The sequence below is a fragment of the Pseudomonas asgharzadehiana genome (assembly GCF_019139815.1).
GTDB lineage: Bacteria > Pseudomonadota > Gammaproteobacteria > Pseudomonadales > Pseudomonadaceae > Aquipseudomonas > Aquipseudomonas asgharzadehiana.
Map to the genome: position 1 here is coordinate 2,557,145 of NZ_CP077079.1, position 14,918 is coordinate 2,572,062.

A 14,918-nucleotide genomic window follows, 5' to 3' on the forward strand; every position below is an offset into this window, starting at 1 on the left:
GTCATCCGTCCTGGTAGACCTTCTTGAGCAAGCGCAGCAGCTCTGCACGTTCCTCGACGTCCAGGGCTGCGGTGGCGTCCAGGTCGCTTTGCGTGGCGATGTCCTTGAGTTGCTTGAGCAGCGCTTCACCGGGTTTGCTGAGGAAGATCCCGTAGGAGCGCTTGTCCGGTTTGCAACGCACGCGCACGGCGAGGGCGCGGCTTTCCAGTTTGTTCAGCAACGGCACCACCTGGGGCGGCTCGATGGCCAGGGCGCGCGCCAGGTCGGCCTGCATCAGCCCTGGGTTTTGCTCGATGATCGCCAGGGCCGAGAACTGCGCGGGGCGCAGGTCGTGGTCCGCCAGCCGGCTGATCAGGTTCTGGAACAGCTTGAGCTGGGCGCGGCGCATGGCATAACCGATCAGATCGTCCAGGGCTGAATCCAGCGGCGGCCGCCCCTCGTCGTGGTCGGGTAGGGCCTGGCTGGCGGCGATGTTGGAAGGCTTGGCCATGGGCAGTGCAGTCCTCAGAAGGTGGCGGTTAAGAAGGCTATCTAGTTTGCCGGGGTTGGCGAGCAATGGCTATGCCGGCTTTTTACGCCGCCCGAAAAAAACCTGGGTGCCGGCGCGAAAAATAGTGGTTATCTGGATTAATAGTTAATTGACATAACTATATTTGCGGTTTAATTTCGAATCATCTTCACACCAGAACAAGAGCGTACCGCCATGAGCAATTACGAAGGCCGTTGGACCACCGTCAAAGTCGAGATCGAGGAAGGCATTGCCTGGGTCATTCTCAATCGTCCGGAAAAACGCAACGCCATGAGCCCGACCCTCAACCGGGAAATGATCGACGTGCTGGAGACCCTCGAGCAGGACCCGGCCGCCGGTGTTCTGGTGCTGACCGGCGCCGGTGAAGCCTGGACCGCGGGCATGGACCTCAAGGAATACTTTCGCGAAGTGGACGCCGGCCCGGAAATCCTCCAGGAAAAAATCCGCCGCGAAGCCTCGCAATGGCAATGGAAGTTGCTGCGCATGTACGCCAAGCCGACCATCGCCATGGTCAATGGCTGGTGCTTCGGTGGCGGCTTCAGCCCGCTGGTGGCATGCGACCTGGCGATCTGCGCCGACGAAGCCACCTTCGGCCTCTCGGAAATCAACTGGGGCATCCCGCCGGGCAACCTGGTAAGCAAGGCCATGGCCGACACCGTGGGCCATCGCCAGTCGCTGTACTACATCATGACCGGCAAGACCTTCGACGGGCGCAAAGCCGCCGAAATGGGCCTGGTCAACGAGAGCGTACCGCTGGCCCAGCTGCGCGAAGTCACCATTGAGCTGGCGCGTAACCTGCTGGAGAAAAACCCGGTGGTGCTGCGTGCGGCCAAACATGGCTTCAAACGTTGCCGCGAACTGACCTGGGAGCAGAACGAGGATTACCTCTACGCCAAGCTCGATCAGTCGCGCTTGCTCGACACCGAGGGCGGTCGCGAGCAGGGTATGAAGCAGTTCCTCGACGACAAGAGCATCAAGCCTGGCCTGCAGGCGTATAAACGCTGAGACACGCGGCCCTCGGGCCGCGCTGCTGTGACCGAAGCTGAACGTATTCCCGATAAAGATAATAAAGAGGAATCACCATGCTGGACGTGCCCCTACTGATTGGCGGCCAGTCGTGCCCTGCCCGCGACGGTCGAACCTTTGAGCGTCGCAACCCGGTGACCGGTGACGTGGTCTCGCGGGTGGCCGCCGCCACCCTGGACGACGCCGACGCCGCCGTGGCCGCTGCCCAGGCCGCGTTCCCCACATGGGCGGCGCTGGCGCCCAACGAGCGCCGCACGCGTTTGCTCATTGCCGCCGAACACTTGCAGGCGCGCAGCGCCGAATTTATCGCCGCTGCCGGCGAGACCGGCGCCATGGCCAACTGGTATGGCTTTAACGTGCGCCTGGCGGCCAACATCCTGCGCGAAGCCGCGTCGATGACCACCCAGATCACGGGCGACGTGATCCCCTCCGATGTGCCCGGCAGTTTCGCCATGGCCTTGCGTCAGCCGTGCGGCGTGGTGCTGGGCATCGCGCCGTGGAATGCCCCGGTCATCCTCGCCACCCGCGCCATCGCCATGCCGCTGGCCTGCGGCAACACCGTGGTGCTCAAGGCGTCGGAGTTGAGCCCGGCGGTGCACCGTCTGATCGGCCAGGTGTTGCAAGACGCCGGCCTTGGCGATGGCGTGGTCAATGTGATCAGCAATGCCCCGGCGGATGCCGCCGCCATCGTCGAACGGCTGATCGCCAACCCGGCGGTGCGGCGGGTCAACTTCACCGGCTCCACCCATGTCGGACGGATTGTCGGCGAGCTAGCGGCACGTCACCTCAAACCGGCGTTGCTGGAACTGGGCGGTAAAGCGCCGTTGCTGGTGCTCGACGACGCTGACCTGGATGCGGCGGTAGCGGCGGCGGCCTTTGGCGCCTATTTCAATCAGGGGCAGATCTGCATGTCCACCGAACGCCTGATTGTCGACGCCAAGGTCGCTGATGCGTTTGTCGCCAAGCTGGCGGCCAAGGTCGCGACCCTGCACGCGGGCGATCCCGCTGCGCCGGATTCTGTGCTGGGTTCCCTGGTGGATGCCAGCGCCGGAACGCGCATCAAGGCGCTGATCGACGACGCGCTGAGCAAAGGCGCACGCTTGGTGACGGGTGGGCAACTGGACGGCAGCATTCTGCAACCGACGCTGATCGATGGCGTCACCGAACACATGCGCCTGTACCGCGAAGAGTCCTTCGGCCCGGTGGCGGTGCTGCTGCGTGGTGAGGGTGATGAAGCGCTGCTGCGCCTGGCCAATGACTCCGAATTTGGCCTGTCGGCGGCGATCTTCAGCCGCGACACCGGGCGTGCCCTGGCGCTGGCGCAACGGGTGGAGTCGGGCATTTGCCACATCAACGGCCCGACCGTGCATGACGAAGCGCAGATGCCCTTCGGCGGGGTCAAGTCCAGCGGCTACGGCAGTTTCGGCGGCAAGGCTGCGATTGAACACTTTACGCAACTGCGCTGGGTGACCTTGCAGAACGGGCCACGGCACTATCCGATCTGAGCAGGCATCGCGACCTAACAATAACAAGGCGGCGTTGGCCCGCCTTGACGGAGGACATCCTTGTGAGTTCCGAATTCAGAGCGCAACCCCAGCCCGAGCAGCACCCGCCGCGATACCGCGCGGTGTCCATCGGCCATGCGCCGGTCGAGGTCACTGAAGAACAGGGCGTGCTGCATATGCGTTCCCTGGAACCCCTGGCCGAGTTGCCGCCGCGCTTACTCGACCGGCTGGTGCATTGGGCGCAGGTGCGGCCCGAGCAAACCTTTATCGCCGCACGCCAGGCCGACGGCGCGTGGCGCCGCGTCAGCTACCGGGAAATGCTCGACAGCGTGCGCGCCATTGCCCAGGGTTTACTCGGTTATGGGCTGTCGGCGCACAAGCCGTTGGCGCTGCTGTCGGGCAACGATATCGAGCATCTGCAGCTCGCGCTCGGCGCCATGTATGCCGGTATTCCCTATTGCCCGGTGTCGCCCGCGTACTCATTGTTGTCCCAGGATTTCGCCAAGCTGCGGCATGTGTGCGACCTGCTGCAGCCGGGGCTGGTGTTCGTCAGTGATGCGCTGGCATACCAGCGCGCGATCGACGCCGTGTTGCCGGCCGACACCCCGCTGATCTGCGTGCGCGGCCAAGTGTCGGGGCGCAGCCAGGCAAGCTTTGCGAGCCTGCTGCAAACGCCGGGTGGCGCCGAGGCCGAGGCGGCGTTTGACGCCACCGGGCCGGACAGCATCGCCAAATTTCTCTTCACCTCCGGCTCGACCAAGTTGCCCAAGGCGGTGGTCACCACCCAACGCATGCTCTGCGCCAACCAGCAGATGCTGTTGCAGACGTTTCCGGTGTTTGGCGAGGAACCGCCGGTGCTGGTGGACTGGCTGCCGTGGAATCACACCTTTGGCGGCAGCCACAACGTCGGCATCGTGCTCTACAACGGCGGCACGTTTTACCTGGACAATGGCAAACCCACCGCCCAGGGCATTGCCGAGACCCTGCGCAATCTCAAGGAGATTTCGCCCACCGCCTACCTGACCGTGCCCAAGGGCTGGGAAGAGCTGGTCACGGCCCTGGAACAGGACGCCGAGTTGCGCGAGCGCTTTTTTGCGCGAATGAAGCTGTTCTTTTTTGCGGCCGCCGGTCTCTCGCAACGGGTCTGGGACCGCCTCGACCGAGTGGCCGAGCAGCACTGTGGCGAGCGCATCCGCATGATGGCCGGGCTGGGCATGACCGAAGCCGCGCCGTCCTGCACCTTCACCACCGGGCCATTGTCGATGGCCGGTTACATCGGTTTGCCGGCACCGGGGTGCGAGGTGCGCCTGGTGCCGCTGGACGGTAAGTTCGAAGGGCGCTTTCGCGGGCCGCACATCATGCCGGGCTACTGGCGGGCGCCCGAGCAAACCGCCGAAGTATTCGATGAGCAGGGTTTTTACTGTTCGGGCGATGCGATCAAGCTCGCCGACCCTGAGCGGCCGCAACTGGGGCTGATGTTCGACGGGCGCATGGCCGAGGACTTCAAGCTGTCTTCCGGGGTGTTTGTCAGCGTCGGCCCGTTGCGCAATCGCGCGGTGCTCGAAGGCTCGCCGTACGTGCAGGACCTGGTGATCGCCGCGCCGGACCGTGAATGCCTGGGGGCCCTGGTTTTTCCCAGGCCCTACGAATGCCGTCGCCTGGCGGGCTTGAGCGTTGATGCCAGTGACGCCGAGGTACTGGCCAGCGCGCCGGTGCGCCAGTGGTTCGGCGACTGGTTGCAGCGCCTCAACCGCGAAGCCACCGGCAATGCCAGCCGCCTGGAGTGGATTGCCGTGCTCGACGAACCGGCGTCCATCGACCGTGGCGAAATCACCGACAAAGGCTCGATCAACCAGCGCGCAGTGCTGCAATGGCGCGCGGCCAAGGTCGAGGCGTTGTATCGCGGTGAAGACCCGACGATCCTGCGCGCCGAGCCCAAGGCGTGAGCGGCGCCGGGCAGTACGCGGCGTTTGCCGATGTAGCGATTTTCGACGCGGTGCGCACGCCCTGGGTCGACCTTGGCGGGGCGCTGTCGCAAGTGTCGCCGATCGACCTGGGCATCAAGGTCGGCCGCGAGGTGCTGGCCCGCGCCGGCATCGAAGCGCAGGCGGTGGACAGCGTACTGGCCGGCTCCATGGCCCAGGCCAGTTTCGATGCCTACTTGCTGCCACGGCATATCGGGTTGTACAGCGGTGTGGCGCAAGCGGTCCCGGCGCTGGGGGTGCAGCGCATCTGCGCCACCGGTTTCGAGCTGTTGCGCCAGGCCGCCGGGCAACTGCGCGATGGGACGCAACTGGCGTTGTGCGTGGCGGCTGAGTCGATGTCGCGCAACCCGATTGCCGCCTACACCCACCGGGGCGGGTTTCGCCTGGGGGGCGAGGTGCAATTCAAGGATTTCCTCTGGGAGGCGCTGTACGACCCGGCCCCGGCGGTGGACATGATCGCCACCGCCGACAACCTGGCGCGCCGATACGGCTTGAGCCGCGAGGCGGTGGATCGGTATGCCTGCGACAGTCATCAGCGCGCATTGCAGGCGCAACGTGATGGGGCCTGGGTGGAAGAGATCGTGGCGGTGGAGAGCCAGGTATTCGAACTTGAGGGGTACCAGCCGAGGGGGATCAGCCTGGCGCGCCAGGCCGGTACGGTCAGCGTGGACAGCCACCCACGGCCTACCGACCTGGGCGCCCTGGCGCGTTTGCGCGCGATTCATGCCGACGGTGTGCAAACCGCCGGCAACAGTTGTGCGGTGGTCGACGGCGCGGCGGCGGCGCTGGTAGGGCGAGCCTGCGACAGCACGCGCCCGGCGCTGGCCCGGCTGGTGGCCAGTGCGGTGGTGGGGGTGGCCCCGGAGTTCATGGGCATCGGCCCGGCCCCGGCGATTCGCCTGCTGTTGCAACGCAGCGGGCTGAGCCAGGGCGATATCGGCCGCTTCGAGATCAACGAGGCCCAGGCCGCGCAGGTGCTGGCGGTGGCCCAGGCGCTGGAACTGGACAGCACACGGCTTAACGTCGAGGGCGGCTCCCTTGCGCTCGGGCATCCGTTGGCCGCCACCGGGCTGCGGCTGGTCATGAGCCTGGCTCGGCAACTGCGTCGGCACCATTTGCGTTATGGGATTGCGGCTGCGTGCGTGGGGGGCGGGCAGGGGATGGCGTTGTTGATCGAAAACCCGGCCTGGCACCCGTGACGGCTCGGGAGCCGGCAACTATCTGACTGACATCGCGCGATCTAAATGTGAGAGGGGGCTTGCTCCCGATAGCGGTGCATCAATCACTCAGTGGTCGGCTGACAGACTGCCATCGGGGGCAAGCCCCTGCCACATTTTGATCTCCATACATCAGGTAGACCTCCGTCTGTTCTGGCTCTGGCGTTCGTCTGACGGCACCGCAGGCTTGCGGTACTATGGCGGCCCACGTTTTCTGGAAGTTGCCTGGATGAGTAAGCCCGGTCAATTGGTGCTGGTTGCGCTGCGCAAGATGATTGCCAGCGGCGAGTTGGCGGCAGGCGAGCGCTTGATGGAGATCCCCACGGCGCAACGCTTTGGTGTGTCGCGCATGCCGGTACGCATGGCGTTCCGTACCCTGGAGCAGGAAGGGTTGCTGGTGCCGTTTGGCGGGCGCGGGTATCAGGTGCGTTCGGTCAGCCCCGACGATATTGCCGGGGCGGTCGAAGTGCGCGGTGTGCTTGAAGGCCTGGCGGCGCGCCAGACCGCTGAGCGGGGCTTGTCCGACGAGGCGCGCAGGGTGCTTGAGCGTTGCCTGGTCGAAGGCGATCAACTGTTCGACAAGGGCTACGTCACCGAGGACGACCTGGAGGTCTACCACGACCTGAACATGCGTTTTCACCAGGTCATCGTCGAAGGCAGCCACAACCCGGCGATTGCCGATGCGCTGGCGCGCAACGATCACCTGCCGTTCGCCTCGGTGACGGCGCTGGCGGTGGACCGTGAGGACATGGCCCGCGAATACCGGCGCTTCAACTATGCCCACATGCAACACCATTCGGTGTTCGACGCCCTGGTCAATCGCCAGGGCGCCCGGGCCGAAGCCATCATGCGCGAACACGCCAATGCAACCTTGCGCTACGCCGAGATCTTCAGCAGCGCCACCGCCGATGCACGCATGAAGGTGATCTTGCCCGCGTCGTGACGCGGTTCAGATATCGAGCACCAGCAGCGCGGTTTTTGCGCGTGAGCAGCACGGCGTGAACTGGTCATTCAGGGCTTGTTCCTGCTCGGTGAGAAACAGGTCGCGGTGTTCCGGTATGCCTTCCAGCACGCGGGTCAGGCAGGTGCCGCAGATGCCTTGTTCGCAGGACACGGCAATCTCGATGCCGTGGTGTTCCAACACCTGGACCACGCTCTTGTCGGCCGGTACCTCATAGACTTGGCCGCTGCTGGCGATCCGTACCGAAAAGCTGCCGTCCAGGCTGTTGTCCACCGGCGCCGCCGAGAAGTATTCGCGGTGCAGGCAGTCCTCCTGCCAGCCCTGGGCGCGGGCGCTGTCGAGCACATGCTGCATGAAGCCGCCGGGGCCGCAGACATACAGGTGCACGTCGTCCGCCGGTGCCGCCAGTACCTGGGCGGTATTGAGCGCCGTGTCGGGTTGCTCATCGAAATGCAGGAATACCCGCTCGGCAAACGACGAATCCTTGAGGCGCTGCACAAACGCCGCGCGTTCACTGGCGCGGGCGCAGTAATGCAATTGGAAGTCGGCCCCGCCCTGGGCCAGGCGTTCGGCCATGCACAATATCGGCGTGATGCCGATGCCACCGGCGAACAACAGGCTGCGCCGGGCTTCATGGACCAACGGGAACAGGTTGCGCGGTTCGCTGATGGTCAGGCGGGCGCCTTCATGCACCTGTTCGTGCAGGCTGCGCGAGCCGCCCCGCGAGGCAGGGTCATTGAGCACGCCGATCAGGTAGCGATGGCGTTCCTCAGGGTGATTACACAGGGAATACTGGCGGGTCAGCCCATCGGGCAGGTGCACATCGATATGCGCCCCGGCACTGAACGGCGGCAAGGGTGCGCCATCGACACGGGCCAGTTCATAGCTGCAAATGTCCAGCGCCTCGACGCGCCGCGACGTCACCACCACCTCGATCATGATGGCGCTCCGGCGCGTTCGCGCGCGATCAGGCGCTCCAGGACCTTGCGCGACTGCACGCCACCAGCGTCGATATTCAGCTTGAGCAGGTTGCGCGTCGGGTGAGCGAGCAGGTTCTGTTGCTGGCGTTCGAGCATCTCCAGGTCTTCGCTGAAAATCTTGCCCTGGCCTTCGCGAATGCTGGCGGTGAGTGCTTCATCACGAGGGTTGAAATTGCGCGCCATGCCCCAGAAGTACCAGATCGACGTGTCGGTCTGCGGGGTGATGAAATCCACCACAATGCTCGCCGCCTTGTGTTCGGGCGCGGCGTGGTAACCGCCCTTGCCGGCATGGGCCACGCCGACTTCGATCAGCACATGGCTGGGCGGGGTAAAGCGACAGATCTGCCAGCGATCCACCGGCACGTCATCGGCCAGGTTATTGCCGCGCAGGGCCATGCGCCAGAACGGCGGCGCCATGATGTTTTCCATATGCCGGGCGGTGACCACTTCGTCGCCTTCCACCGTGGTCACGGGCGGCGCCTCGTCGATTTCCTTCTGGCCGATGCTGGAGGCATGCACGTAGGTTTCGTGGGTCAGGTCCATCAGGTTGTCGATCATCAGGCGGTAATCGCACTGGATATCGAACAGCCCGCCGCCATACGCCCACTCGTCACTCACGGCCCATTCCAAGTGATGAATCAGCGCAGGGTCGGCCTGGGCCTGATCACCCGGCCATACCCAGATAAAGCCGTAGCGCTCAACCGCCGCGAAGGTCTTGTTGCAGGGAAAACCGCGTACCCGCTGGCCAGGCATCTCAACCGTCTTGCCATCGCAGCCCATCACCAGGCCGTGATAGCCGCACACCAGGTTGCCGTTCTCGACATAGCCCAACGACAACGGCGCGCCACGATGGGGGCAGAAGTCCTCGACCGCCACCACCGCGCCTTCCAGGCCACGATAAAACACCATTTTTTCACCGCAGATCTGCCTGCCCAGCGGCTTGTGCGCGATTTCATCGGGGGTGCAGGCGACATACCACGTGTTCTTGGGGTACATGGTGACTCTCCAGGCAATGGATTATTTTTATTTGTTGGATCCATTAGATTGGAGGGGTAGGGGGTAGTCAAGCTGTGAAAGGGGGTTTAATGGGCGATTATCGAACAGCCTATTAATTAGTGGATCCATTAGTGAGGTCCATGTGGGAGGGGGCTTGCTCCCGATAGCAGTGGGTCAGTGACAGATCCATTGACTGACACACCGCTATCGGGAGCAAGCCCCCTCCTACATTTGGTTCCCGGTATAGCCGGATTATCGTCAGTAACGAATCATCACCGACTTCAACTCGGTGTACTCCTCGATAAACGCGCCGCCAAACTCCCGGCCCACCCCCGAGCACTTGCTGCCCCCAAACGGCACCGCCGGGTCCAGCAACGTATGCATATTCACCCACACCGTACCCGCTTCAATGGCCGGCACCATCCGCAGCGCCTTGCCCAAATCATTAGTCCACAGGCTGGCGCTCAAGCCATAGGGCGTGTTGTTCATCAACGCCAGCAGTTCCTCCTCAGTGTCATACGGCAAAAACGTAGCGATCGGGCCAAAGGTCTCTTCGTTGAGCAAGGTGTCGTTGACCCCATTGGCCAGGATGATCGTCGGTTCGACGTAGCAACCCGGCCGGTCAAGCAGCCTGCCGCCGTGCACGATGCGGTTGTTTTGCGCTCGTGCCTTGTCAAAGAACGCGCCCAGTTTGAGTTGATGCTGACGGTTGGCGACCGGGCCGAACTCGGTGCGCTCATCCAGCGGCGAACCGATGTTCAGCGCGCTCAAGCGCTGCGCCAGTTTGTCCATGACCGCGTCGATCTGCGAGCGATGCACAAAGAAGCGTTCGGCCGCGGCGCAGATTTGCCCGGAGTGCAAAAAGCCCGCCTCGATGATGCCGTTGACCGCCGTTTCCAGGTCCACATCGGGCAGGAACCCCGCCGAGTTTTTCCCGCCCAGTTCCAGGGTGGCGCGGGTCAGCCCGGCGCCCATGGCGCTCTGGCCCACGGCAATGCCGGTGGGCACCGAGCCGGTAAACGACACCTTGTTGGTGCCGGGGTGTTCGACCAGCCCTTTGCCCACCAGGCCAGCACCGGTCAATACGTTGAGCGCACCCGGCGGCAGCCCGGCCTCCATCGCCAGTTCGGCGATGCGCAGGATGGTCAGCGGCGTGAACTCACTGGGCTTGATAATGATGCTGCAACCGGTCACCAGCGCCGAAGCGAGTTTCCACAGCGCGATCATGGTGGAGAAATTCCACGGCACGATCCCCACCACCACCCCGACCGGCTCGCGCAGGGTGAAGGCGGTGTAGCGTTCACCGGCGAACGAGGGCAGTGAGGGAGTGATGGTCTGCCCGGTGATTTTGCTGGCCCAGCCGGCGTAGTAGCGCAAAAAATGCGCGGCCTGGTCGACTTCGAAGGCGCGGGAAATCTGGATGATCTTGCCCGATTGGCAGGTTTCGATCTGCGCCAGTTCTTCGCGGTGCTGCTCTAGCAGGTCGGCCAGTTTGAACAACACCGTGCCGCGTGTCGCCGGGGCGACCTGGGACCATTGTTTGAAACCACGGCGCGCGGAGGCCACGGCTGCGTCGATGTCGGCCGCGTCGGCGTCGGCGACCTGGGCGATGACTTGGCCGGTGGCCGGGTTGATCACCTCCAACGTCTGGCCGCAGTGGCTCTGTACGTAGCCACCGTCGATAAACAGCGCGTGTTGTCGACGCAAAAACGCTTCGACCTGAGGCAGCAGTGGAATATCGCTCATGGGGTTTTCCTGGTCGTGAACAAAGAAAACCCCGAGGTTAAGCCACCGCTTCATGCCAGGCTTGACTGTGCCTGCCGCGTGCTATGTCTGTGGCTGCCAGGCCTATGAAAAGTGCAATCTTGGCTGTGGAACGTGCATTTTATGCCCCAGGGGCGCCCGCCATACTGGCCCTGCATCCGGCGCCCCGCCTCGATTCCTGTGGTTGTCCGGACATCCAATAATAAGCAGGGCCATCCATGAAAAAGCCAAACCCGCTCCTTGAAGACCTCAAGTCCATCCTGCCGACCATCGCGGCCAATGCTGCGCAGGCTGAACAGCACCGCCAGGTGCCCGCCGAGAATATGGCGTTGCTCAAGGGCATCGGCCTGCATCGTGCGTTCCAGCCCAAGGCGTTCGGCGGCATGGAGTTGTCGCTGCCACAGTTTGCCGACTGCATCGCCGCGCTCGCCGGGGCATGTGCCAGTACCGCCTGGGCCATGAGCTTGTTGTGCACCCACAGCCATCAGCTGGCGCTGTTCTCGGCCACCCTGCAACAGGAAGTCTGGGGCACCGACCCGAACGCCACGGCGAGCAGCAGCATCGCGCCCTTTGGGCGTACCGAAGAGGTCGAGGGCGGCGTGCTGTTCAGCGGTGAGATGGGCTGGAGCAGCGGCTGCGACCATGCCGAGTGGGCGATTGTCGGTTTCCGCCGGCCCAATGCCGAAGGCACGCAGGACTATTGCTTCGCCGTGCTGCCGCGCAGTGACTATCAGATCCGCGACGACTGGTTTGCCGCCGGCATGAAAGGTAGCGGCACCAAGACCCTGCTCATCGACAAGGCCTGGGTGCCGGAGCACCGTATCCAGAAGGCCAAGGACATGATGGAGGGCAAGTCCGCGGGCTTTGGCTTGTACCCCGACAGCAAGGTGTTCTACTCGCCGTACCGTCCGTATTTTGCCAGCGGCTTTTCCACCGTGAGCCTGGGCGTCGCCGAGCGCATGCTCGATGTGTTCCGCGAAAAGACCAAGACCCGCGTGCGCGCCTACACCGGGGCGGCGGTCGGCGCGGCCACGCCGGCGTTGATGCGGCTGGCCGAGTCGACGCATCAAGTGGGCGCCGCGCGTGCGTTTCTTGAAAAGACCTGGGCCGATCATGCCGAGCACAGTGAGCAGCAGCGCTACCCCAGCCGCGAAACCCTGGCGTTCTGGCGCACCAACCAGGCGTACGCCACCAAGATGTGCATCCAGGCGGTGGATCGCCTGTTTGAAGCCGCCGGCGGCAATGCCTGGTTCGAACACAACGAGATGCAGCGCCTGTTCCGTGACTCGCACATGACCGGCGCCCATGCCTACACCGACTACGACGTGTGCGCGCAGATCCTCGGCCGCGAGCTGATGGGCCTGGAGCCCGACCCGAGCATGATCTGAACCCGTCTTTGATAACAACAATCAGGGCTGCGCCTGACGCAGCCCGGGAGTCTTGCATGTCTGAATCGACCTTCGACCCACGCGCCTTTCGCCGCGCCTTGGGCAACTTTGCCACCGGCGTGACCGTGGTCACCGCCGCCGACGCCAGCGGGCGCAAGGTGGGCGTCACCGCTAACAGCTTCAACTCCGTGTCGCTCGACCCACCGTTGGTGTTATGGAGTATCGACAAACGCTCCAACAGCCATGAAGTGTTCGAGCAGGCCAGTCATTTCGCGGTCAACGTGCTCGCGGCGGACCAGATCGACCTGTCGAACAATTTTGCCCGGCCCAAGGACGATCGCTTCGCCGAGATCGAGTACCAGCCAGGCGAGGGTGGCGCGCCGGTGTTCGCCGATTGTTCGGCGCGGTTTCACTGTGAGAACTACCAGCAGGTGGACGGCGGCGATCACTGGATCATGATCGGCAAGGTGGTGGCGTTCGATGACTTCGGGCGTGCGCCGCTGCTCTATCACCAGGGCGCCTACTCGATGGTCCTACCCCACACGCGCATGACCAAGCGTGACGACAGCCAGCCGCCGAGCAGCCATTTCCAGGGGCGCCTGAGCCACAACCTGTATTACCTGATGACCCAGGCGGTGCGCGCCTACCAATCGGCCTACCAACCCCGGCAACTGTCCACCGGCCTGCGCACCAACGAGGCGCGCATGCTGATGGTGCTGGAGAACGACGCCCGGCTGAGCGCCGGCGACCTGCTACGCGAGGTGGCTATGCCGGTGCGCGAAATCGACGAAGCCGTGGCCAACCTCAAGCGCAAGGGGCTGGTGAGCGACGACGACAGCGGCGTGCGCCTGACCGCTGCGGGCGTGGAGCAAACCGAAGACCTGTGGGCGATTGCGCGCGAACAGCAGGACAAGGTATTCGCTGAGTTCACTGAGGCGCAGATCGAAACGTTCAAGACGGTATTGAAGCAACTGATCCGTCATTGCTGATTGCTGATTGCTGCATGTGGCAAGGGAGCATGCTGCATCAGCACACACCCTAGCGTGCCGCAGGCGCTGCGCGGGGCAGCGCCTGAAAGGGCTCAGAAGGGTACGGCCACGGTCAGTTGGCTGTAAAGGTTGGTGCCGTTGCCACCGACTTGGTTGCCGCCGGTGTCAGCGCCCTTTTTCGGTTGGTAGAGGCCCACCAGCGGGCTGATGATCAGGTGGCTGTTGACGGCCCATTCGGCGTAGAGGTCCAACTCGCGAGCGTCCAGGTTCAGCGCATCGTGCTTGCGCAGGGTATTGAAATCGAAGTACAGCGCCGCAATCGTCAGGTTTTCCAATGGCGTGGCTTTGAGGCCGACATGGTGGACCCCGGTGTTGCTGTTGAACGGGCCGGCGTAATTGCCGGCCACTTCACCTTGGATCCAGGTGCCGTAGCCGGTGCTGAGTCCGGTGAACAGCGGGTCCCATTTTTGCGAATAACGGGTGTAGCGATAGGTCAGTTTCGGTGCCCAACTGACGTCGGCGAAGGTGTAGCCGGCTTCGCCGTACCAGGCTTTTTCCGGCCCGGCGTCCTTGTCCTGCCAAGCGTATTCGAAGGCGAAACTGGCGTTGTCGATGCCCGCGCTGCCTTCGCCGCGCAGGCTGTAGGTGTTCATGCCGTCGCGCTGTTTCTGGAAGTCGCTGGCCCATGGGTCGGTGACGCCCATGCCGTGAACCCAGGTCAACCCCAGCGTACCGGCCGCCGCCGTGTAGTCGAGGGTGCCCGCCGCCAGCTCGGTTTCGGCCTGGGCGCGGTTGTCGGATTTGAGCCACAGCACCGAACCATGCAGGCCATCCTGCCCGCCCAGGCGCAGGACCGCCGTGCGGTCGAAGGCGTGGCGGGCGCCGAGGTAGAAACCGCCCCCGCGGTTCAACGTACCGTCAGCCGGGCCCTTGCCCAGGTTGGGGCCGTCGTCGTTGATCAAAAAACCACGGCCAACCTTGACCACCTGGCGGCCGATGGAAAAATCCACCCCGTCCTTGCCCAGTGCCGGGAACAGCTCGGCCGAGCGCCACCCGAGGTACGCGTCTTCGATTTTTGTGGTGCGTTCCGAACCCACGGTATTGCCCCCCGCATCGCCGTCGCCCCAGGTGCCGGAGCTGACCCAATTGAGGGCGCCATAACCGGTACCGTACCCGGCCAGGCCCTGATCGCCGCTGACCCCGTACTTGATGAACCCTTCGCGCCAGGTGGAGCCGCCCGGCATGCCATTGTAGTTGTGGCGGCTGTTGAACATCCCGTAGACCGCCAGGAAGTCGGCGTTGAGGTGGGTGTCTTCGTCGGCGTACAGCGCGTAGGCCTGGGCCGACGAATGGGTGATCAAGAGCGCGATGCCCAGGCCGACAGCCTTGGACAACGTGCGGGTTTTGAGTGTGTGCTCCATTTTTATAATCCCCAGCATGGTTAGGTGGAGGGCGCATTAAGTGGCTGGGAGCGGGGGAAGTCTTTCATCTGCGTGCCAGGTAATTGATCCTGCCCGCCAAGCGGTGTGCCGTGGCAGACAGCAACAAAAGTGACGGCACACATGGGCAAGACGCTCG

The 14,918-nt window shown here is 63.9% G+C and carries 12 protein-coding genes; 7 read left to right on the forward strand and 5 right to left on the reverse strand.

Features of this window, described 5'->3' with window-relative positions; genetic code table 11:
• Window position 1: 1 nt before the first annotated feature.
• Window positions 2-490, reverse strand: a complete 489-nt coding sequence (locus KSS96_RS11830) for a MarR family winged helix-turn-helix transcriptional regulator (RefSeq protein ID WP_068932200.1) — start codon at window positions 488-490, stop codon at window positions 2-4.
• A gap of 213 nt (window positions 491-703) precedes the next feature.
• On the opposite strand from KSS96_RS11830, the gene KSS96_RS11835 reads away from it, so the two are divergent.
• The 5 genes from KSS96_RS11835 to KSS96_RS11855 all read left to right on the forward strand — a co-directional run bounded on the left by KSS96_RS11835 (window position 704) and on the right by KSS96_RS11855 (window position 7,205).
• Window positions 704-1,534: a p-hydroxycinnamoyl CoA hydratase/lyase gene (locus KSS96_RS11835; protein WP_017528275.1), complete on the forward strand. Its 831-nt coding sequence runs from the start codon at window positions 704-706 to the stop codon at window positions 1,532-1,534.
• Window positions 1,535-1,611: 77 nt separating this feature from the next.
• Entirely contained in the window at window positions 1,612-3,060 is a 1,449-nt protein-coding gene (locus tag KSS96_RS11840) for an aldehyde dehydrogenase (RefSeq protein WP_065878558.1), read from the forward strand.
• Between the two features lie 62 nt (window positions 3,061-3,122).
• Entirely contained in the window at window positions 3,123-5,006 is a 1,884-nt protein-coding gene (locus KSS96_RS11845) for a feruloyl-CoA synthase (protein ID WP_065878557.1), read from the forward strand.
• On the forward strand, window positions 5,003-6,244 hold the full coding sequence (locus KSS96_RS11850) for a thiolase family protein (RefSeq protein ID WP_065879545.1): 1,242 nt from the start codon (window positions 5,003-5,005) through the stop codon (window positions 6,242-6,244). Before KSS96_RS11845 ends, KSS96_RS11850 begins: the two co-directional genes overlap by 4 nt.
• Window positions 6,245-6,491: 247 nt before the next feature.
• Window positions 6,492-7,205 (forward strand): GntR family transcriptional regulator, encoded by a 714-nt coding sequence (locus KSS96_RS11855; RefSeq protein WP_017528279.1) that lies wholly within the window; start codon window positions 6,492-6,494, stop codon window positions 7,203-7,205.
• Window positions 7,206-7,211: 6 nt separating this feature from the next.
• Here KSS96_RS11855 and KSS96_RS11860 read toward each other — a convergent pair whose 3' ends face one another.
• The 3 genes from KSS96_RS11860 to KSS96_RS11870 form a co-directional block, all read right to left on the reverse strand.
• A complete protein-coding gene (locus tag KSS96_RS11860; RefSeq protein WP_065877788.1) occupies window positions 7,212-8,162 on the reverse strand; it encodes a PDR/VanB family oxidoreductase in 951 nt (316 codons plus the stop codon).
• Window positions 8,159-9,199: a Rieske 2Fe-2S domain-containing protein gene (locus KSS96_RS11865; protein ID WP_017528281.1), complete on the reverse strand. Its 1,041-nt coding sequence runs from the start codon at window positions 9,197-9,199 to the stop codon at window positions 8,159-8,161. The genes KSS96_RS11860 and KSS96_RS11865 overlap by 4 nt, the downstream gene beginning before the upstream one ends.
• A 258-nt stretch (window positions 9,200-9,457) precedes the next feature.
• Window positions 9,458-10,945 carry an aldehyde dehydrogenase family protein gene (locus KSS96_RS11870; RefSeq protein ID WP_065877790.1) on the reverse strand — a complete coding sequence of 496 codons (1,488 nt, stop codon included), beginning with the start codon at window positions 10,943-10,945 and terminating at the stop codon, window positions 9,458-9,460.
• A 236-nt stretch (window positions 10,946-11,181) separates the two neighbouring features.
• Between KSS96_RS11870 and KSS96_RS11875 the strand changes: the two genes are divergently transcribed.
• Together KSS96_RS11875 and KSS96_RS11880 are read left to right on the forward strand one after the other, a co-directional pair.
• Window positions 11,182-12,351, forward strand: a complete 1,170-nt coding sequence (locus KSS96_RS11875) for a p-hydroxyphenylacetate 3-hydroxylase oxygenase component (protein ID WP_065877792.1) — start codon at window positions 11,182-11,184, stop codon at window positions 12,349-12,351.
• A gap of 56 nt (window positions 12,352-12,407) precedes the next feature.
• Entirely contained in the window at window positions 12,408-13,340 is a 933-nt protein-coding gene (locus KSS96_RS11880; RefSeq protein ID WP_017528284.1) for a p-hydroxyphenylacetate 3-hydroxylase reductase component, read from the forward strand.
• A 92-nt stretch (window positions 13,341-13,432) separates the two neighbouring features.
• On the opposite strand, the gene KSS96_RS11885 is transcribed toward KSS96_RS11880, so the two are convergent.
• Entirely contained in the window at window positions 13,433-14,761 is a 1,329-nt protein-coding gene (locus KSS96_RS11885) for an alginate export family protein (RefSeq protein ID WP_017528285.1), read from the reverse strand.
• Window positions 14,762-14,918: the final 157 nt, after the last annotated feature.